The sequence below is a fragment of the Catelliglobosispora koreensis DSM 44566 genome, from assembly GCF_000379685.1.
Taxonomy (GTDB): domain Bacteria; phylum Actinomycetota; class Actinomycetes; order Mycobacteriales; family Micromonosporaceae; genus Catelliglobosispora; species Catelliglobosispora koreensis.
Window position 1 is genome coordinate 124,005 of record NZ_KB903255.1, and the last position, 18,882, is coordinate 142,886.

At 65.4% G+C, this 18,882-nt stretch carries 13 protein-coding genes and 3 pseudogenes; 9 read left to right on the top strand and 7 right to left on the bottom strand.

The window, feature by feature from the left end:
• Positions 1–5 precede the first annotated feature (5 nt).
• The 4 genes and pseudogenes from A3E1_RS40605 to A3E1_RS0116515 all read right to left on the bottom strand — a co-directional run bounded on the left by A3E1_RS40605 (position 6) and on the right by A3E1_RS0116515 (position 4,760).
• Complete coding sequence (locus A3E1_RS40605) at positions 6–2,003, bottom strand: transglutaminase TgpA family protein (protein WP_020521898.1); 1,998 nt, start codon at positions 2,001–2,003, stop codon at positions 6–8.
• A gap of 79 nt (positions 2,004–2,082) precedes the next feature.
• A pseudogene (locus tag A3E1_RS48425) lies at positions 2,083–2,451 on the bottom strand (transglutaminase domain-containing protein); the annotation flags it as partial.
• Entirely contained in the window at positions 2,448–3,749 is a 1,302-nt protein-coding gene (locus A3E1_RS0116510) for a DUF58 domain-containing protein (protein WP_020521900.1), read from the bottom strand. The pseudogene A3E1_RS48425 and the gene A3E1_RS0116510, both read right to left, overlap by 4 nt.
• Before the next feature lie 3 nt (positions 3,750–3,752).
• Positions 3,753–4,760: an AAA family ATPase gene (locus A3E1_RS0116515; RefSeq protein WP_051105052.1), complete on the bottom strand. Its 1,008-nt coding sequence runs from the start codon at positions 4,758–4,760 to the stop codon at positions 3,753–3,755.
• Positions 4,761–5,198: 438 nt separating this feature from the next.
• On the opposite strand from A3E1_RS0116515, the pseudogene A3E1_RS49165 reads away from it, so the two are divergent.
• Positions 5,199–5,751: pseudogene (locus A3E1_RS49165) on the top strand (class I tRNA ligase family protein); the annotation flags it as partial.
• Between the two features lie 38 nt (positions 5,752–5,789).
• A pseudogene (gene leuS, locus A3E1_RS0116520) lies at positions 5,790–7,958 on the top strand (leucine--tRNA ligase); the annotation flags it as partial.
• Between the two features lie 54 nt (positions 7,959–8,012).
• Here the strand turns inward: leuS and A3E1_RS40610 are convergent.
• Genes A3E1_RS40610 through A3E1_RS0116535 form a run of 3 tightly spaced genes read right to left on the bottom strand, consistent with a single transcriptional unit; the run spans position 8,013 to position 10,610 of the window.
• On the bottom strand, positions 8,013–8,714 hold the full coding sequence (locus A3E1_RS40610; protein WP_020521903.1) for a TVP38/TMEM64 family protein: 702 nt from the start codon (positions 8,712–8,714) through the stop codon (positions 8,013–8,015).
• On the bottom strand, positions 8,663–9,373 hold the full coding sequence (locus A3E1_RS0116530; protein WP_020521904.1) for a type 1 glutamine amidotransferase: 711 nt from the start codon (positions 9,371–9,373) through the stop codon (positions 8,663–8,665). The genes A3E1_RS40610 and A3E1_RS0116530 overlap by 52 nt, the downstream gene beginning before the upstream one ends.
• On the bottom strand, positions 9,363–10,610 hold the full coding sequence (locus A3E1_RS0116535; protein ID WP_020521905.1) for a Mur ligase family protein: 1,248 nt from the start codon (positions 10,608–10,610) through the stop codon (positions 9,363–9,365). The genes A3E1_RS0116530 and A3E1_RS0116535 overlap by 11 nt, the downstream gene beginning before the upstream one ends.
• A 221-nt stretch (positions 10,611–10,831) precedes the next feature.
• On the opposite strand from A3E1_RS0116535, the gene mraZ reads away from it, so the two are divergent.
• The 7 genes from mraZ (at position 10,832) to mraY (ending at position 18,882) form a co-directional block, all read left to right on the top strand.
• Complete coding sequence (mraZ, locus tag A3E1_RS0116540) at positions 10,832–11,263, top strand: division/cell wall cluster transcriptional repressor MraZ (protein WP_026208510.1); 432 nt, start codon at positions 10,832–10,834, stop codon at positions 11,261–11,263.
• Between the two features lie 98 nt (positions 11,264–11,361).
• A complete protein-coding gene (gene rsmH / locus A3E1_RS40615; protein ID WP_051105050.1) occupies positions 11,362–12,381 on the top strand; it encodes a 16S rRNA (cytosine(1402)-N(4))-methyltransferase RsmH in 1,020 nt (339 codons plus the stop codon).
• A 15-nt stretch (positions 12,382–12,396) separates the two neighbouring features.
• The gene (locus A3E1_RS40620) at positions 12,397–12,933 is read left to right on the top strand and encodes a hypothetical protein (RefSeq protein ID WP_020521908.1); all 537 of its coding nucleotides are present in this window, start codon (positions 12,397–12,399) and stop codon (positions 12,931–12,933) included.
• A gap of 15 nt (positions 12,934–12,948) precedes the next feature.
• Entirely contained in the window at positions 12,949–14,925 is a 1,977-nt protein-coding gene (locus tag A3E1_RS40625; RefSeq protein ID WP_245571222.1) for a peptidoglycan D,D-transpeptidase FtsI family protein, read from the top strand.
• Between the two features lie 50 nt (positions 14,926–14,975).
• On the top strand, positions 14,976–16,436 hold the full coding sequence (locus A3E1_RS0116560) for a UDP-N-acetylmuramoyl-L-alanyl-D-glutamate--2,6-diaminopimelate ligase (protein WP_040391000.1): 1,461 nt from the start codon (positions 14,976–14,978) through the stop codon (positions 16,434–16,436).
• On the top strand, positions 16,433–17,773 hold the full coding sequence (locus A3E1_RS0116565) for a UDP-N-acetylmuramoyl-tripeptide--D-alanyl-D-alanine ligase (protein WP_020521911.1): 1,341 nt from the start codon (positions 16,433–16,435) through the stop codon (positions 17,771–17,773). The genes A3E1_RS0116560 and A3E1_RS0116565 overlap by 4 nt, the downstream gene beginning before the upstream one ends.
• Positions 17,770–18,882 carry a phospho-N-acetylmuramoyl-pentapeptide-transferase gene (gene mraY / locus A3E1_RS0116570; RefSeq protein WP_020521912.1) on the top strand — a complete coding sequence of 371 codons (1,113 nt, stop codon included), beginning with the start codon at positions 17,770–17,772 and terminating at the stop codon, positions 18,880–18,882. Before A3E1_RS0116565 ends, mraY begins: the two co-directional genes overlap by 4 nt.

The window sequence follows — 18,882 nt, forward strand, 5'->3', positions numbered from 1 at the left end:
CTGCCTTAGCGGGTGGCCCGCCTCAGCCGCAGCGGCCGGGTGAGCCGCCGCATGAGGTAACCCGCCTCGGTGAACTTCGCCGAGACCCGAGCGGTCGCGTTCGTGACCGCCGCGCGCCAGCGCTGGGTCACCGATGGCGGCAGGATCACGGCCACGAAGCGTACCCACCGGGTCGCGTTTCCAGCCAGGATCTTGCGAACCACCTGCACCGCGCTCATCAAGCCGTCACTGGCCGCAGGGGACAAGGCGTAGCGCGCCCTCTCCTCGGCATGGCTGAGCCGGCGCACCTGCTCGGCCGCGGATGGAGGCAGACTCTCCACTTTGATCAGCCGCTCGGCTGTCCCGCGCGGGGTCTCCGAAACATCGATGAGGACGCGGTAGTCGGTCATCGTGTCGAGGAGTTCGTCCCACGCGTCGTGGGCTTGCCGCCGGGCGGCGTCAGGATCGGCGACCGCCACAATGGACATAGCTGGGTCTCCGGTGACGTCCTGCACCACTACGCTGCCTTGGCCCCGATGCCGCCGTCGCCGCAAAGCGTTGCGGCGCATGGCCGGCACGAAGAACGCGATGATCAGTGCCGCTCCCGCACCGATGCTCCACCACATCCACGGCGGCGTTGACTGCTCGATGGCGGACACGCCCGGGTCGCCGTCTTCAGGATCAGCCCCGTTGTCGCCCTCCGGCGTGCGGCCCGCGATCGGATCCTCGTTCGGATTCGCCGAGGGGTCCGCTGACGGGTCGGTCGGTGCTGGAGCATCCGGGTCCGGTGCCCAGGCCGGGTTGACCGCTCCGGCCACTGACGAACTTGGCGTGGCGTCAAACGGAATCCAGCCGTAGCCCTCGAAGTAGACCTCGGTCCACGCGTGCAGGTTGTGGTTGGTCAGCACGTAGGTGCCGTTGGTGTTGTAGTTGCTGCCCTTCGTGAACCCGAAGGCGACCCGTGCCGGGATCCCGGCCTGGCGAACCATCCACGCTAGAGCCGCCGCGTACTGCTGGCAGAAGCCCTTCTTGCCGGTGAGGAAATCGGTGATCCGGTCGCCCGTGGTGCCCTGCGGCACCGACAGGTCATAGGAGAAGCCGTTCTTCGTGGAGAAGTAGTCGTAAAGAGAGCGCACCTTGTCGTAAACCGTTGGCTTGCCCTCGGTAAGGGTCGCCACGAGGTTGCGGACAGTGGTGTTCTCGGGGACAGCCGTGAAGTTCTTCTGGTTAATGTTGTTGGGCGACAACGGTTTCGCTTTGCGCAGCACCTCCGGAGTGAACTCCAGGTGCACGAACTCGAACTCGTATTTCACGCCGCCCGAACGAGACCGCTGCGAGAAGATGATCTGCTGATCCGCGTCGTAGCTCCACGTCGCGTTCAGTCCCTTGGTCGTCAGTGGACCGGGATAAACCGGCACCATGGGCATGTCGAAGTTCTTGTCCACTTCGACGCTGGCCGAGTAGCGCTGGCCGCTGACGCCTTCCATGTCCATCCCGGCTGGGCGTTGCAGATCGTTGCCCACCGGCCTTCCCGCCGGAGCCCGGTGCCGGAAACCGTTGATGTTGACGTCATCGGCGACCCCGAAGCGGGCGTAAAGCGGTGACGGGTCGTTGGTCTTGATCGTCACGAGCGGCTTGATTTCCGTGTTGTTGAGCTGCCCGTGCAGGTAGGCCGCCAGGTCGACCGATCCGCCCGCTCCTGCCTTGCCGGAGTTGGGCCCGCCCTGGCCACCGCTGGTCATCTGAGTGAAGAAGCCCTCGGTCATGCCAGGGATGAACATCGGCACCAAGACCGCGATGAGGACCGTCGTGACGGCGAGCCGCCGGCCGGTCGCTGAAAGCGGGGACGGCTCCCACAAGTCGACGCCGCGGCCGTCTCCGGTGAACCGGCGGCCGAAGCGGCGTACCTTGTCGACGTTGTCGGTCACGAGGAGCCACAGGAACCCCAGTGCGCCAACGATGAAGGGCAGGAACGAGGTCGACTCGACGTAAACGGCGACTGGAACCGAGTAGATCGCGAGCATGGGCAGCCCAGCCAGGGCTGGGCTGCCGGAGCCCCGCAGCGAAGATGTCGACGATGACGGCGACGACACCGATGCCGAGCGAGGTGATGAACAGCAAGCTCGCGTAATCCCCGGCCGGTGGGGAAGCGGTCTGGATCTCCGGGCCCGCCGCGGCGAGCAAAGTGGACCAGTGCTCAAACGTTTCCGGTCCGGGAATCAGGCCGATGATGCCGGTTCCGTTGCCGTGCAACATGGTTAGGCCAACGAGCAGGGCACCCACCATCGCGGCGATCTGTGCCCACAACCGGCCACGCATGCTGCGTACGCCGAAGGCGGCCCCAGCGATCAGGCCCACCAGGAAGACGGCGTGTACTAGCCACTTGTAGCTGGCGAAGATAGACCCGATCGGCGCGGAGGCCAGGAGGGTCGCGCCCGCGGCCACGAGCGTGAGCTGACGGCGGGAGGTCATCGGTTGCCTCCAATCGAGACAGTCTCAGCCATCGCGGCCCGCAGGGCGTGACCCTGATGTCCGCGGGCGGCCTGCGGCCACAGTGAGGCGAAGCGGTCGCCGTGCTTCACGCCCACGACACGCCAGCCGGCCTGCAACATGGCCAGGTTCGCGGCGACGTGTTCCTTGTCGGCCTCGGCGCGCGCTGGTGCGGCGAGGTTGAGCCAGCTCTGGGTGTCCATGGCGAAGGCGATGCAGATCGTTCCGGCGGTCCGCAAAGCGGCGAGCTGACGTGCCTCGGGCACGGACAGCAAACCCGTCACCGCGATGATCAGGCCGCCATCGGAGCGCCGCCGCACCTGCTCAAGCAGGGTTTGGATGTCGCCCCGGGTGGAGGTCTTGACCTCCGCCAGGTGATCCAGGATCAGGCCGTCACCGGAGATCTCGGTCGCGTCCAGGTCGGCGCCCGCCTCGGTCACCAGACGCAGCCGGTATCCGGCCTGTCGCAAGTGGACAGAGATGCTCGCGATCGCCGAGACGGCCCACTCGAAGCTACCGGTCGGTCCCTCGCCACGGTGGCCCATGGTTCGCGTGTCGAGAACCACGGTCGCCCGGCTCTCCCATGGCTGCTCCTCGCGGCGCACCATCAGCTCACCCACGCGTGCGGTCGAGCGCCAGTGCACACGACGCAGATCGTCCCCGCGACGGTATTCACGGGTCGCCGCGTCGTCTTCACCGTGCACCGCGACGGACCGCGCCCGGCTGTCGCCGGTTCCCGCGTATTCGCCTGCCAGGCGCACCAGTTGCAACGGGGTGACCTGGGGGATGACGGTCAGTTTGTCGGAGCTGGGGAACGAGCGCGTCATTTCGCACAGCCCGAACGGGTCGGTCATCCGCAAGGTGAGCGGGCCTACTTCGTAGCGGCCGCGCAGTTCGGCCCGAACGGTATAGGCGACCGACGATGCCTGCTGCGGGCCGAGCCGGTCCAGCACCAGGCGGGGACGGCTGCCCAGGGCATAGGGCAGTTTGTCCTCCATGAGCAGCGTGCCGGTGGGCAAGCGCGAGATGTTCTGCAACCGCAGCAGCACCCGGGCGTTGCCGCCAGCCTGCACCCGGTAGGGGTCGAGGCTGCGGGTGCACGCCAGCCGGTACTTGGAGCGGCCCACGTAGGCGGCGGCAAGCAACGGCAGCAGGAGCAAGAGCACGGCCACCCGTAACAGGTCCTTCTCACCCAGGATCAGCGCCGAGATCGTCGCCGCCACTCCAGCGGCCAGGAAACTTCGGCCCCGGGTGGTCAATCCACGCAATGCTTCACGCATGAGTTAGCTCTGCCGGTGGTTGTAGTTGCTCGGCGGCGCGGGCGGGCGGGTGTCGAAGGGCGAGCGCCGGTCGTGTGGCAGCGGCAGCCGGTGCACGAGTTCCGACAGGATCGCGTCGGTGGTGCGGCGGGCCAGCTGAGCGTCAGCGGTCGGGATGATGCGGTGTGCCATGACCGGGACCGCGAGCTGCTGCAGGTCATCGGGCACGACGTAGTCCCGGCCGTCCAGGGCGGCGATGGCCTTCGCGGTGCGGATGAACTGCAGGGTGGAGCGTGGCGACGCGCCCAGGCGAAGCTCAGGTGCCTCACGGGTGGCCGTCACGAGGTCTACGGCGTATTGCTTCACCGCGTCAGCCACGTGCACGTTACGGACCGTCGCGATGCACCGCCGGACCGCGGCCGCGTCTGTTACCGCGCGCAGGTCCTCTAGCGGGTCGTGCGACTGGTGTCCATCGAGCATCGCTAGCTCGGCGCGCTCGTCCGGGTAGCCCATGGCGATGCGGGCGGTGAACCGGTCGCGCTGCGCCTCGGGCAGCGGGTAGGTGCCTTCCATTTCGATCGGGTTCTGCGTCGCGACCACCATGAAGGGGACCTGCAGGATGTAGGTCTCGCCATCGACGGTGACCTGGTGCTCTTCCATGCACTCCAGCAGCGCCGACTGGGTCTTCGGCGAGGCCCGGTTGATTTCGTCGCCAACGACGAGGTTGGCGAAAACGGCACCGGGCTTGAACTCGAATTCCCGGGTCTCCTGGTTATAGACGCTGACGCCGGTGACGTCGCTGGGCAGGAGGTCTGGGGTGAACTGGATCCGGCGCACCGAGCAGTCAATGGACCGGGCTAACGCCTTAGCAAGCTTGGTTTTACCGACGCCGGGGACATCCTCGATCAGCAGGTGCCCTTCGGCCAGCAGAACAGCGAGCGCTAGCCGCACGGTCGCGGTTTTGCCCTCGATAACCTGTTCGATGTTGGCCACGATGGCATTGGTGGTGGCCTTGAACTCTTCGACCGACATGGGCTCGCCGAGTTCACTTCCGCGTTGCGTGGTTGTCACGCCCGCCTCCCTAGTTTTTATGTTGCGTCCGGCGACTGGACGCTCTACACCTGCGTCAAGGTTGCTCTGCCCCTTTGTCGAAGCATGCTGCGCTCTTGGAGTCTTACGCAGCGCGCCCAGTTCCGGCAATCCGCGTATTGCGATATGACGTGTCCGGGGGCTTGGGGGTATTATCCCGAGTATGAGTCGGGTAACCCTGCTCCTTAGTGAGCCGTGCTAGTGCCCAGTCAGGTGGCGTGAGCACGGCAGACCCCTTTGCGCTCGGCGCGAGGGGTTTTTTGTTGCCCTAAGACTTCGATGTGATGAGGACAGGACACATGAGCGAGGGCTTGCCCGAGCGAATCAGGACAGCAGGGTCGCGCGTGCCTCAGGACGAAGGCGACCGAAGGGAGGCTCGGCATGAGTACGCAGGACATACCGGCCCAGCGATATACAGCCGCGTTCGCCAACGAGATCGAACGCAAATGGCAAGACTTCTGGGAGCGGAACAAGACCTTCTACGCCCCCAACCCCACGGGTGACCTGGCCGATCCGGCCCACCCGCGCTCAGGAGCACCGAAGAAATTCGTGCTGGACATGTTCCCGTACCCGTCGGGAGCCGGCCTGCACGTCGGGCACCCCCTGGGCTACATAGGCACCGATGTCTTCGCGCGGTACCAGCGGATGGCTGGCTTCAACGTGCTGCACGCGATGGGCTACGACGCTTTCGGCTTGCCCGCTGAGCAATACGCGGTGCAGACCGGCACGCACCCGCGCACGACCACCGTGGCCAACATCGCCCGTTACCGTCAGCAGTTCCGGCAGCTGGGCATGGGTCACGACCCGCGGCGCTCGGTCGAGACCATCGACCCTGATTACTACCGCTGGACGCAGTGGATCTTCCTGCAGATCTTCAACTCGTGGTACGACGAGCAAGCCGGCAAAGCACGCCCGATCGCTGAGCTGGAGGCCAAGCTGGCGCACCTGCCGGCCGAGGAGCGCGCTCGGGAGGTTGACGCCAAGCGGCTGGCCTACATCTCTGAGGCCCCCGTGAACTGGTGTCCCGGCCTGGGCACCGTGCTGGCCAACGAAGAGGTCACGGCCGACGGGCGCAGTGAGCGCGGCAACTTCCCCGTGTTCAAGCGCAGCCTGAAGCAGTGGATGATGCGGATCACCGCCTATGGCGACCGTTTGATCGACGACCTGGAAATGCTGGACTGGCCCGAGCCGATCAAGCTGCAGCAGCGCAACTGGATCGGCCGGTCGCAGGGTGCCTACATTGACTTCCCGGCCGAAGACGAAAAGATTCGCGTGTTCACGACCCGGCCTGACACCGTTTTCGGGGCGACCTACATGGTGCTGGCCCCGGAGCACGAGCTGGTCGACAAGCTGGTGCCAGCGATCTGGCCACTGGAGACGCACGAGAAGTGGACGGGTGGTCACACCACGCCGGCCGAGGCGGTCGCCGCCTACCGCGCTTTCGCCGCGGGTAAGTCCGATGTGGAGCGTCAGGCTGATGCCAAGACGAAGACTGGTGTGTTCACGGGAGCGTTCGCGACCAACCCGCTGACGAACACGCCGATCCCAATTTTCATCGCCGACTATGTGCTGGCCGGTTATGGCACCGGCGCCATCATGGCGGTGCCGGGGCAAGACGAGCGGGACTGGGAGTTCGCGGAAGTCTTCGAGCTGCCCATCATCCGCACGGTCCGCCCTACAGAAGGCTTTGAGGGCAAGGCTTTCACCGGTGACGGTCCCGCCATCAACAGCGGCATCCTGAACGGGCTGAACGTCGCGGAAGCCAAGGCGAAAATCATCGAGCACTTGGAATCCTCCCACATCGGCGAGGGCGCCATTACGTATCGCTTGCGGGACTGGCTGTTTAGCCGTCAGCGCTACTGGGGCGAGCCGTTCCCGATCGTCTACGGCGAGGACGGCCGGGCGATCGGCCTGCCCGAGAGCATGCTGCCGGTTGAGCTGCCTGAGGTGAAAGACTTCTCGCCGCGCACGTTCGCTGACGATGACGCACAGTCCAATCCGGAGACTCCGCTGTCGCGCGCGACGGAATGGGTCGAAGTCGAGCTGGACTTGGGCGATGGGCCCAAGCGCTACACCCGCGAGACCAACGTCATGCCACAGTGGGCCGGATCGTGCTGGTATCAGCTGCGTTACCTGGATCCCAACAACGACAAGACTTTTGTCGACCCGGAAAACGAGCACTACTGGGTCGGGCCCAAGCACGCAGGCGATTCCGGCGGCGTCGACCTGTACGTCGGCGGAGCCGAGCACGCCGTGCTGCACCTGCTGTATGCCCGGTTCTGGCACAAGGTTCTGTTCGACCTGGGTCACGTGAGTGGACCCGAGCCGTATCACCGCCTGTTCAACCAGGGCATGATCCAGGCTTACGCCTACACCGATTCGCGTGGCGCCTACGTGCAAGCCGAAGAGGTCGTCGAGGAACAGCCTGGCGTCTTCACGTGGAACGGCCAGAAGGTCAACCGTGAGTTCGGCAAAATCGGCAAGTCGCTGAAAAACGTTGTGACGCCAGACGAAATGTGCGAGCGCTACGGCGCAGACACGTTCCGCGTCTACGAGATGTCGATGGGCCCGCTGGATGTTTCGCGCCCATGGGAAACCCGCGCGGTCGTTGGGGCGCAACGGTTCCTGCAGCGCGCGTGGCGGGCGATCGTTGATGAGACGACGGGCGAGACGAACGTCGTCGACACTCCGGCCGACGACGAGACCAGGCGCGCACTGCACAAGACGATCCATGGCGTCCGCGAGGACATGGCCGAGCTGCGGTTCAACACGGCCATCGCCAAGCTGATCGAGCTGACGAACGCCTTGACCAAACTGCCCGCCACGCCCCGCGAGGTGGCCGAGCCCTTGGTCGTCATGGTGTCACCGTTCGCGCCGCACATCGCCGAAGAACTGTGGGAACGGCTGGGACACCAGGAAACCATCACCTACACCACCTTCCCGGTGGCCGATGAGTCCCTGCTGACCGAGGACACCGTCACCTATCCGGTGCAGGTCAACGGCAAGGTGCGCAGCCGCATCGAGGTGCCCGCTGACGCGTCCGAAGAGCAGGTTCGCCAGGCCGCCCTGGCAGCGGTCAGCATCGACAACCCGAAGAAGGTCATCGTCATCCCCGGCCGCCTGGTAAGCGTTGTGGCCTAACGGCTGTTCCGTCACGCCGGGACCATGTCATATGGTCCCGGCGTGGCTATCGTGTCAGGCCTCGGAACTGCGCAGCTGGCTGGTCAACGCCGGAGTCGCCGTCGTGCGCTGACGAACATGTTGGCGCCGCCAGACAATCGCGGCCGTTGACGAGATGAGCGCGCTGAAGACAGCAGGCACAAACGTTAGCCAGCTAAGGGTTTCCGGGTTCACCGCCGCCGCACCGATCACGGCGTAGCTAATCGCGCCGGGGGTGAGGCCTATGGCAGTACCAGCGAAATAATGTCTTTTTTGGACAGACGATGTGCCGTAGGCGTAACCGACTAGGCCGAAGGGCGCGACCGGAATGAGCCGGACCACGATGACCGCGAGCAGACCGCGTTCGGCGAGCCAGGCGTCCATCTTGCGGATGCGTTGCCCAGCGCGCTGGGACAACAGATCTGGCCCGGCCCACTTCCCGGCGTAGAACGTGATGACCGACGCGATGACGGCCGTCGCTAAGGCCCACATCGCGCCGTTGGTGGCGCCGAACAACACCCCAAATCCCAAAGATATGGGGGTACGCGGAACGAGCGCGCAAAGCAGGAAAACACCCAGCGGCACGGCTAACCCGGGGCTGATCTCAAATGCCCACTCCCGCAAGGGAAGCAGCCATGCCGCCAAGGCTAGCGCCCCGACGGTGATGGCTAGCGAGACGAACCGTTTCACGCCAGCCCAGTGGCGGTAAGACGTTCCTTGCGCAGACGCGACGGCCATGTGTCGTCCATATCGGACAGTGTTTCTTCGCCAGTCGCCCAGCGCAGCAGCAGATCGGCGAGGGCGGGGTTGCGTGACAGGGCCGGGCCGTGGCAGTAGGTGCCGAGAACCGTTCCGGCCCAGGCGCCTTCGGTCCTGCCGTCGTTGCCGATGCCGGTCTTAACGGTGGCGAGCGGTTTGACGCCGGGGCCCAAATGCGTTCTGCCACCGTGGTTTTCAAAGCCGCTGAGCGTCGGCAGACCGAGCGCCGGGTCGACCTCGCCACCAAGCTCGCCCACGGCACGGGTTTCGCCGCGGTCAGACGAGATGTCGATCAGGTCGAGCCCGCCAAATTTGGCACCCTTGGCGAAGAAGCTGCTGCCGAGCAGCTGATATCCGGCGCACACCGCGAACACGACAGCACGGCGGTCAACCGCGCGGTGCAGCCCGCGGTCAGCCAGAAGCCGTTCCGCCGCAAGGGCTTGCGGACCGTCCTCACCGCCGCCCATGAGATAGATGTCGCCTTCGGGCAGGGCCTCGTTGACGTGAATCTCGTGTGTCTGCACGGGAATGCCGCGGGCCCGGGCCCGGTGCGCGAGGATGAGCATGTTGCCCCGGTCGCCATAGGTCGACAGCAGATCGGGGTACACCCAAACGATTTGCAAAGCACTAGACGACACGGTCAAGCTCCGCTCTGATGTCCTGGAACGCGCTGTAGTTGGCGATCACTTCGAGGCGGCCGGGCGGTGCCGTTTGCACAGCCCGGGCAAACGAAGCGACATGCGTGAACGGGACTTCGTTGACCTCAAGGCGGACAGCCAAGTCATACGCCCGCTCGCCGGTGATGAGCACCTGCCGCCCGCGCAGGGGCGAGAAGTCCACATCGAACAGCCAGCTCGTGTCATAGCCGTCGGGGTCCCGCGCGTTGATGGCCAGAAGTGTTGGCGCGTCTTCAGCCATGTCGAACGCCTCCAGCCAGCTGGCTGGGTTCTTGGCCAGCAGCAGCCGGATCTTCCGGCCATCGCGTTCGACCTGCGCATAACGCCCAGCCACGCTGGCGACCTCGGCCAGCTTTGGCGCCGCTTCGGCCGTGTCAGCGCCGAGGTAGTGCGTCACAGCCAAGGCGGTGGCGGCGTTGCCGACGTTTACCTTGCCGGGTAGCTGAAGCTTGAGTTCGTGACGGGTGCCGCTGGCGTCGATGACCGCGTTGCCGTCAACCGTCCACTGTGGCGTGGGGCGCACGAGGTCGCCGTTGGAGCACTGCCAGTGGGCGTCGTCGGCTTCGCCACGTTCCATGTGCCCACCGCAAGCGGGGCACACGTGCGCGTCCTCGCGCCAGCGCTGCCCGGCGGAAAACCAGGTGACGCTGGGGGCGGCACCCACGGCGTACACGATCATCGGGTCGTCGGCGTTGGCCACGAGGTGAATGCCGGGGTGTTTGGCGAAGGTGTCGCGCCACAGCTGGGCCATCATGGCCACTTCTTTGGCGCGGTCCAGCTGATCCCGCGAAAGGTTCAGCAGGGCAACGACTTTGGGGTCGGTCGCGGCGATGACTTTGGGCAGCCAGTGCTCGTCGACTTCCAGCACGGCGAACGGGGTGCTGCCAGCGCGCGCGAGAGCGGAGGTGTGCCCGGTAGGCATGTTGGCGCCAAAGGAGTTCGTGGCCACGTCGCCGAGCACGCTCAGCGCGGCGGTGGTGAACCGCGTCGTGGTCGTCTTGCCGTTAGTCCCGGAGACGAGCGCGATTTTGCGCCCGGCGGCCAGGTGAGCCAGCAGGTCAGGGTCGATCATCATGCCGAGCTTGCCGCCGATGACCGAACCGTCGCCGCGGCCAGCTGCCCGGGACAGCGCCGCCGCCGTTCGCGACACCGATGCGGCAAGTGACGCGCGCAACGGAAGCTTCTTCTCGTCCTCCACGGAAGAGAGGTTACCTGTCACAAACGTGACCTTGGTCGGCCGTATCCCCCCGCTTGACCTGCGACATGTGGAGCATTCCCGGTGCGTTAAGGATGATTTTGGATTGACGGTGGAGGGAAGTGGAGTAAAGTGGGGCGCGATGGCGGGCTGGCGGGTCCGCCGGCACACAGTACGTGCCGACCTGACCGCGAACTTGGGTTGGCACTTAGGGGGTGGGGGGCGTGTTTCTTGGCACCCATAATCCCCGGCTGGACGAAAAAGGCCGGCTAATCCTGCCCGCCCGGTTCCGGGAGGAGTTGGCGGGAGGTGTCGTGATCACCAAAGGGCAAGAGCGCTGTCTCTATGTCTTCACGACAGCCGAATTCCAGCGCATCGCGGATCAACTGGCGCAAGCTCCGGTGACAAACAAAGCGGCCCGTGCTTACAGCCGGGTCTTCTTCGCCGGTGCCCACGATGAAGTTCCCGATAAGCAAGGCCGGGTAACCATCCCAGGTCACCTGCGGGAATATGCGGGGCTTGACCGCGACCTCACCGTGATCGGCGCCAGCACCAGGGTAGAAATCTGGGACCCGCAGACGTGGGACTCCTATCTCGAGGCCAGCGAAGAACAATTCGCTGACATTGAAGAGGGGGTGCTGCCAGCCGGACTCTAAGCGGCAGCGTTCATTCGTACCGCGAGATCTCCACCCGCTTCGCCGAACCTGGAATCACTTCCCCGATGCCAGGCGCAACGCTGAAAAGCGGGTAGCGGATGGGGATCTGGCGGTACGAACGACTTAAGGAGGAAAAGGTGGAGCTTCGCGGCAAGCACGTGCCAGTGCTGCTGGAGCGCTGTCTGGAACTCCTGCGGCCAGCCTTGGACCGGCCTGGTGCCGTGCACGTTGACGGAACCCTTGGGCTCGGCGGTCATGCCGAAGCTGTGTTAGAGGCGCATCCGCACGTCACCCTCATCGGGCTCGACCGCGACACCGAGGCGCTTTCCCATGCGTCCCAACGGCTTTCGGCGTACCGCGACCGCATTCACTTGGTGCACGCGGTCTATGACGAGTTGCCAGAGGTGCTGGAAAAGCTCGGGATAGCCAAAGTCGATGGCGTGCTGTTCGACCTGGGGGTGTCCTCGTTGCAGCTCGACGAAGCTGACCGGGGATTCGCCTACGCGCAGGACGCGCCCTTGGACATGCGAATGGACCAGACCCGCGGCATCACGGCGGGGGAGATCGTCAACAGTTACAGCGCTGCCGATCTCACCAGAGTGCTGCGGGTCTATGGCGAGGAGAAATTCGCTGGGCGGATTGCTGCCGCGATCGTGCGGGAGCGAACCAAGGCGCCGATCACCTCGTCGGCCTTCCTGGCCGAGCTGGTGCGGGATTCGATTCCAGCACCGGCCCGGCGCACGGGAGGGCATCCAGCAAAACGAACGTTCCAGGCCTTGCGCATTGAGGTCAACGGTGAACTGTCCACTTGGGAGCGAGCGCTGCCGAACGCGATCGGGGCGCTCAAAGCCGGGGGACGGGTGGTAGTGCTCTCGTACCACTCGCTCGAGGACAAGATCACAAAGGCGGCCTTCGCGGCCAGGGCCAAGAGCACGGGACCGATCGGGCTACCGGTCGAGCTGCCGGGCACGGGGCCCTCACTGAAACTTCTGACCCGGGGTGGGGCGGAGCTAGCCAGTGACGCGGAGATCGCCGCGAACCCGAGAGCCACGTCGGTGCGCTTGCGCGCAGCCGAACTCATTGGCCCAGCTGGGGGGCCGGGCAAAGCACCACATTAGTTAGAGGGGGCAAACATGGCAGCGACACCGCTGCGGGCGCAGCCGCGCAGCACCGTGCCGCAGCAGGGTTCACGGCCGGGGGGTCGGGATGTGAACCAGGCGACGGCGTTTGTCGAAGCAGAAGTGCGAGAGTTGCGGCGCCGGGCCACGGCGGTGGCCGAGCCGCAGCCGGAGGTCGCGGAGGCGCCGCGGCGCAAGCTACGGCTCGCGCCACCGGTGCCGGTGAGCGTGCCGCGCACACCGTTCGTCGTGTTCCTGATCGTCGTCGTGATCGCTGGGGTCTGGGGGATCCTCGCGCTCAACACGAAGATCAATGAGAACGCGTTCAAGATCGGTGACCTCCAGAAGTCACAAAACGACCTGAACATCCGTCAGCAGCAGCTCGAACAGTTCATCGCCGACAAGGAAACACCGGGGAACCTGGCCGCGGCCGCGGCGATGCTGGGCCTGAGTGACGCTGGTTCGCCAGCGTTCATCCTGCTGCCCGACGGCAACATCATCGGTGTTCCGAAGCCAGCCCAGGGCACGCCGAGCAACGCGAGCCAGCCGTAACAAGGGGGAGAAGACGTGCCGGGGGACGAGACGGGCAGAAGGCGCAGCAGGCTTGGGGACGCACGTGCCTTCACCCCACGCGGGAGAACGACGCGTGAGACCGGTGCGATCGACCGCGCGGAATTGAAGTCCGCTCCCCGGCCACCTCAACCGGTGGCCGGGGAGCGGACCCGCAGGCGGGCCGCGCACATTCCGGCACCGCGCCGCCAGCGGACCGTCGTCAAGCCGGCCCGCAATGTCGCTCCGCCCAAGATGGGCGAGCCCAAGCGGCGCCTGCGCTCAGCGACGGCTTTGTCGTTGCTGCTGTTCGCCTTCATCGGCATCCGGCTGGTTCAGATTCAGATCACCGACGCTCCGGCCTATGCCGCGGCCGGATTGCGGGACCGGCTCTCGTCGACGAGCCTGCCCGCGCCGCGAGGGTCCATTTTGGACCGTAACGGCGAAGTGCTCGCGCACAGCATCGAGGCACGGTTCATCGCCGCCGACCCGGTCATGGTGAAGGATCCGGCCGCGACCGCGGAGAAACTGTCTCCACTGCTTGGCATCCCGGTGTCCACTTTGCTGCCACCGCTGCGGAAGAAGACGCGTGACTTCGACGGCGGCCCGAACCGCTTCGAATATCTCGCGCGTGGTGTGGACATCAAGGACGCCCAGAAGATTAAGGAACTCAACCTGCCCGGGATCCGGGTCGAGCGGGACGAGCGCCGTGACTTTCCTGGCAACGATTTGGCTGCCAGCCTCATCGGCTTCACCGGCACCGACCTCAACGGGCTGGCCGGGCTGGAGTCCAACTTCGACGAGGTGCTGCGCGGCAAGGACGGGAAGGTCATCTACGAAACGGGTGGCCCCGACGAGGCTCATAAACAACGCATCCCCGGAGGGTACGAGCTGCTGACGCCGCCGCAACCGGGACGGTCGATGAAACTGACCATCGATCGTGACGTTCAGTTCATGACCCAGCGCATCCTGACCGACTACATGCGCAAGCAAGGCGCGAGATGGGCCGCCGCCGTGATCATGGACGCCAAGACGGGCGAAGTCGTGGCACAGGCCAGTTACCCGACGTTTTCCTCGCGACAGCCAGCGGCCTACCCGAAGGACACGTGGCGCGACGTCGCGACGTCGGTCGTGTTCGACCCGGGTTCGACGCACAAGGCGATCGTGCTTAGCGCCGCTCTGCAAGAGGGTGTGCTGAACAAGGATTCGACCGTCGAGATCGGACCGTCGATTAAGAAGGGTCCCGAGGTCTACGAGGATTCCAAGAGCTTCCCTGAGGGAACCAGGATCACCTTGCCCGGACTGATGGCCTTCTCCTCCAACGTGGGCACGATCAAGGTCGCCGATCAGCTTGGCGCGGCGAAGCTTTACGAGTACCAGCAGAAGTTCGGCCTCGGCGAGGCGACGGGGATCGGCCTGATGGCTGAGGCTGACGGCGTGCTTCAGCCACCGGGCAACTGGAGCAGCACGTCTTACGGCTCGATTCCGATTGGGCATGAGATCGCCGTGTCACCGCTGCAGATGACAGCCGCCTACGCCGCGATCGCCAACGACGGGATGTGGGTCCAGCCGAGCCTGGTCAAGGAGTTCATCACGGTGGACGGCAAGCAGGAGCCAGCCTCCACGCCCAAGTCGCATCGCGTGATGAGCCCGGAAAACGCCGCGAGCATGCGGGAGATCATGGAAGCGGTGATCAACGTCAAGGGGGCCACTGGTGTGACCGCCAAGCTCGACGGATACCGTGTTTGTGGTAAAACGGGCACGGGGCAACAGGTCAAGGACGGTAAGTACATTCCCGGCGAAGTGGCGTCTTTCATCGGAATGGCTCCGGCCGACCAGCCAAGATTTGTCATCGGCGTATTCGCTCACACACCTGGCGGACACGGCGGATCGGTGGCCGGACCGGCCTTCCGGGAGATGATGGGTTTCACGCTGCGGCATTTTGCCGTTATGCCGACCAGCACCAAAGCCCCTGAGTTCGTTATTACCGCGTGACTGTCTTTCTCCGCGACAAGGTAAGGTCTGGCAGCGTGCCGTCCGTCGAGATGCTCCGCCCCGCCTCCGTGCAGCCCACGCGGCTCTCGGAGCTCGCGGCGCTGACTGGCGGATCAGTAACGGGTGGCGATGCCGCTGTTACCGGCGTGACTCATGCCAGCGACCAAGTGCAGCCAGGCGACCTCTATGCGGCCCTTCCTGGTACCCACCGGCACGGCGCCGAATTCGCTGAGGCGGCCGTGCGCGCGGGCGCGATAGCGGTTCTGTCCAATGTGCCCGTTGCCGTCGGCGTTCCGGTGCTGCACGTCGATGACCCACGGGCCGTGCTCGGTGACGTCGCCGACGCGGTCTACGGTTCGCCCTCCCGGCGGCTGACCCTCATCGGCATCACCGGCACCGCGGGCAAAACCTCCACGGCCTACCTGGCCGAGTCGGGGCTAAAGCGGGCTGGCCACGTCACCGGCCTGATCGGCACGGTAGAAACCCGGCTCGGGAGCACCGTCGTCGACAGTGTGCGCACGACACCGGAAGCCACCGATCTGCACGCTCTGTTCGCCTATGCGCTCGAACAGGGTGTCACCGCCATGGTCATGGAGGTTTCCAGCCACGCGCTGGCGATGGGCCGTGTCGGTGGAGTCGCGTTCGACGTGGCGGGCTGGACCAACTTCGGCGCCGATCACCTGGACTTCCACGCTGACTCTGCGGACTACTTCGCGGCCAAGGCGCGCTTGTTCGACGGCCGCGCCGACGCGGAAATCCTGAACCTGGACGACAAGTCACTCGACGTTTTGCGCAAGCCCGCCACGATCACCTACTCGGCAAGTGGCAACAGCGAAGCGACCTGGTATGCCACCGGCATCCGTGAAGACGGCTTCGGCCAGCGCTTCACCGCTAACGGCCCCGCTGGAGCCATCGCGGCCGGGGTTCGACTGCCCGGTCAGCACAACGTGGCCAACGCCTTGCTGGCCATCGCGTGCTTGGCCGCGATCGGAGTCGACCCGCAAGCGGCAGCCGATGGCGTGGCGGCCAGCAGCGGCCCGCCCGGGCGCCTGGAACGGGTAGAGGCACCGGGCGACATCGTCGGCGTCGTCGACTATGCACATAAGACGGACGCGATCGTCGCGGCCCTCAAAGCCTTGCGGGAACTGGCCAATTCCAGCAACGGCCGCGTTATCTGCGTGCTGGGCGCGGGCGGCGACCGCGATAAGGGCAAGCGCCCGCTCATGGGAACGGCCGCCGCGCAAGGCTCAGACATCCTTATCGTGACCGACGACAACCCACGCACCGAAGACCCGGCCGAAATCCGCGCCGGTGTCCTGAGTGGAGCGCCGGGTGCGCTTGAAGTGCCGGGGCGCCGCGAGGCGATAGCCGCGGCGGTCAGGCTCGCCAAGCCTGGCGACGTGGTTGCCGTGCTGGGCAAGGGCCACGAGCGGGGTCAGGAAATCAACGGGGAGAAGCTTCCGTTCGACGACCGGGTGGAACTCGCCCGAGCCCTGGAGGCCAAAGCATGATCGCGTTCCGGCTGAGCGAAATCGCCTCGATCACCGGTGGTGTGCTGCACGGGCAGGACGTCACGGTGACCGGGGACGTGGAGTTCGACTCCCGCGAAATCTTGCCGGGCGGAATGTTCGTGGCTTTCGAGGGCGCCAAAGTAGACGGACACGACTTCGCTGGAAAGGCGAAGGATCTGGGTGCCGTCGCGGTTCTGGGTTCCAAGCCGGTGCCCCAGCTGCCGACTGTCGTGGTCGGTGACCCTCGGGCGGCGATGGGACTGCTAGCCCGGGCATTGCTCGGAAGGCTCCCTGAGCTCACGGTCATCGGCATCACGGGCTCGTCCGGGAAGACGTCCACAAAGGACATGATCGGGCAGTTGCTGTCGCGGCTCGGGACGACGATCGCGCCGGCCGGGTCGTTCAACAACGAGCTCGGGCTGCCTCACACGGTTTTGCGAGCGGACGCGCGTACCAAATATCTGGTGTTGGAAATGGGGTCAAGGGGACCAGGGCACTTGACCTATCTGTGCGGGATCGCCCCACCGAAGATCGGCGTCGTCGTCAATGTTGGCGTGGCGCACCTCGGGGAATTTGGCTCGGTGGAAGCGATCGCGAAGGCCAAGTCGGAACTGATCCAGGCACTCCCAGCGGACGGATTCGCCGTTCTCAACGGAGACGACCCGGCCGTGGCGGCTATGGCAGCCGTGTCACAAGCGCCGGTAAAGCTGGTGACCACCGGCGAAGTGGAGCTCGACAGTGCTGGACGCCCGTCGTTTGACCTAAACGGCACGCGGGTGCGGCTCGCCCTCACGGGCGTGCACCAAGCGGGAAATGCCCTGCTCGCTGCCGCTGTGGCGCAGCGGTGCGGGATGCCGCTGGCAGATCTGCCGCAGGCACTGGCCGAACTAAAACTGATTTCGGCCCGAAGGATGGATGTTTTCGACCGTGCCGATGGTGTCACGGTCATCGACGACTCCTACAACGCGAACCCAGCCTCCACCGCCGCCGCGTTACGCGCGCTGGCGGCGGCGGGCAAGGACCGCCGGACGATCGCGGTGCTCGGCTATCACGCCGAGCTCGGCGCGGCTGAGCGGGAAGGGCATGCCGAGGTCGGTGCGCTAGCAGCGGCACTCGGCGTCGACGTGCTCATCGCGGTGGAGGAGTCAGCCGCGCCGATCCTCGACGGCGCGGCCTCGGTGCGGTCTTGGGAAGGTGAGTCGGTGCTGGTCAGCGATCAGGCGGCGGCGGTGGCAGAGGTGGCACGCCGGTTACGCCCCGGCGATGTGGTTCTGGTTAAAGGTTCCCGGTACCGGACTTGGGACGTTGCTGACTTCCTGAGGGCGCCGGCAGCATGAGAGCCGTCTTCATCGCGGTAGTCGTAGCGTTCTTCGTTTCGCTTTTCGGCACGCCCTTCGCCATCAAGATTTTCACCAGGCTTAAAGCGGCACAACCGATCCGCACCGACGCCCCGGTCGGGCCGGTGCCGCCACACCAGGGCAAGAAGGGCACCCCGACGATGGGTGGGGTGGTCTTCATCGTGGCCACCGTCATCGCCTACGTCGTGGGTCACTTCGCGTTGCTCACGTTGCCGGACAAGCAGATCGTTCAGATCACGCCGACGATCACGGCACTGGTGCTTCTCGGGCTGTTTGTCTTCTGTGGCGCCGTTGGCTTCATCGACGACTTGCTCAAGGTGCGCCGGCGTAACAGCGGTGGCCTCAGCAAGAAGGGCAAGCTGCTCGGGCAGTTGCTTGTCGGAGCCGTGTTCGGCATCGTCGCGCTCTACTACCCGAGCACGAACCAGCAGACCGTGGGCTCGACCAAGATTTCCTTCATCAAGGACATCGAATGGGCCGATATCGGCAAGGTCGGCGCGGTCATCCTCTTCATCCTCATGATCATCGCGGCGAGCAACGCGGTGAACATCACCGATGGTCTCGACGGTCTCGCGACCGGAACGTCGGTGATGGTGCTGGGCGCGTTCAGCTTCATTGGCGCGTGGCAATACCAGCACTGGTGCGGTGACTGGCAATACACGGCTCCCTACTGCTACGAGGTCCGTGACCCGCTGGAGATCTCGATGATCGCCGCGGCGGCGGCCGGTGCGTGTGTCGGCTTCCTGTGGTGGAACGCTTCGCCAGCAAGGATTTTCATGGGTGACACGGGCGCCCTCGGTCTCGGTGGCCTCATCGGTGGCCTGGCGATCGCGACCCGCACCGAACTGCTCCTGCCACTGATCGGCGGACTGTTCGTTATCCTCATGGGCTCGGTGATCATCCAGATGATCTCGTACAAGACGACCGGTAAGCGGGTGTTCCGGATGTCCCCGCTACAGCACCATTTCGAGCTCGTCGGCTGGAGCGAAGTCAACATCGTGATCCGGTTCTGGATCATCGGCGGCATCTGCGTCGCCCTCGGGCTCGGCATCTTCTACTACGACTTCTTGCGCGTCATGGGGAACTAA

Bases quoted from the DNA above. Each gene is read 5' to 3' on its own strand.
- A3E1_RS40605 (WP_020521898.1), bottom strand. From the start codon at position 2,003: ATGCTCGCGATCTACTCGGTTCCAGTCGCCGTTTACGTCGAGTCGACC.
- A3E1_RS0116510 (WP_020521900.1), bottom strand. From the start codon at position 3,749: ATGCGTGAAGCATTGCGTGGATTGACCACCCGGGGCCGAAGTTTCCTG.
- A3E1_RS0116515 (WP_051105052.1), bottom strand. From the start codon at position 4,760: ATGTCGGTCGAAGAGTTCAAGGCCACCACCAATGCCATCGTGGCCAAC.
- A3E1_RS40610 (WP_020521903.1), bottom strand. From the start codon at position 8,714: ATGGCCGTCGCGTCTGCGCAAGGAACGTCTTACCGCCACTGGGCTGGC.
- rsmH (WP_051105050.1), top strand. From the start codon at position 11,362: ATGGGGATCTGGCGGTACGAACGACTTAAGGAGGAAAAGGTGGAGCTT.
- A3E1_RS40620 (WP_020521908.1), top strand. From the start codon at position 12,397: ATGGCAGCGACACCGCTGCGGGCGCAGCCGCGCAGCACCGTGCCGCAG.
- A3E1_RS0116560 (WP_040391000.1), top strand. From the start codon at position 14,976: ATGCTCCGCCCCGCCTCCGTGCAGCCCACGCGGCTCTCGGAGCTCGCG.
- A3E1_RS0116565 (WP_020521911.1), top strand. From the start codon at position 16,433: ATGATCGCGTTCCGGCTGAGCGAAATCGCCTCGATCACCGGTGGTGTG.
- mraY (WP_020521912.1), top strand. From the start codon at position 17,770: ATGAGAGCCGTCTTCATCGCGGTAGTCGTAGCGTTCTTCGTTTCGCTT.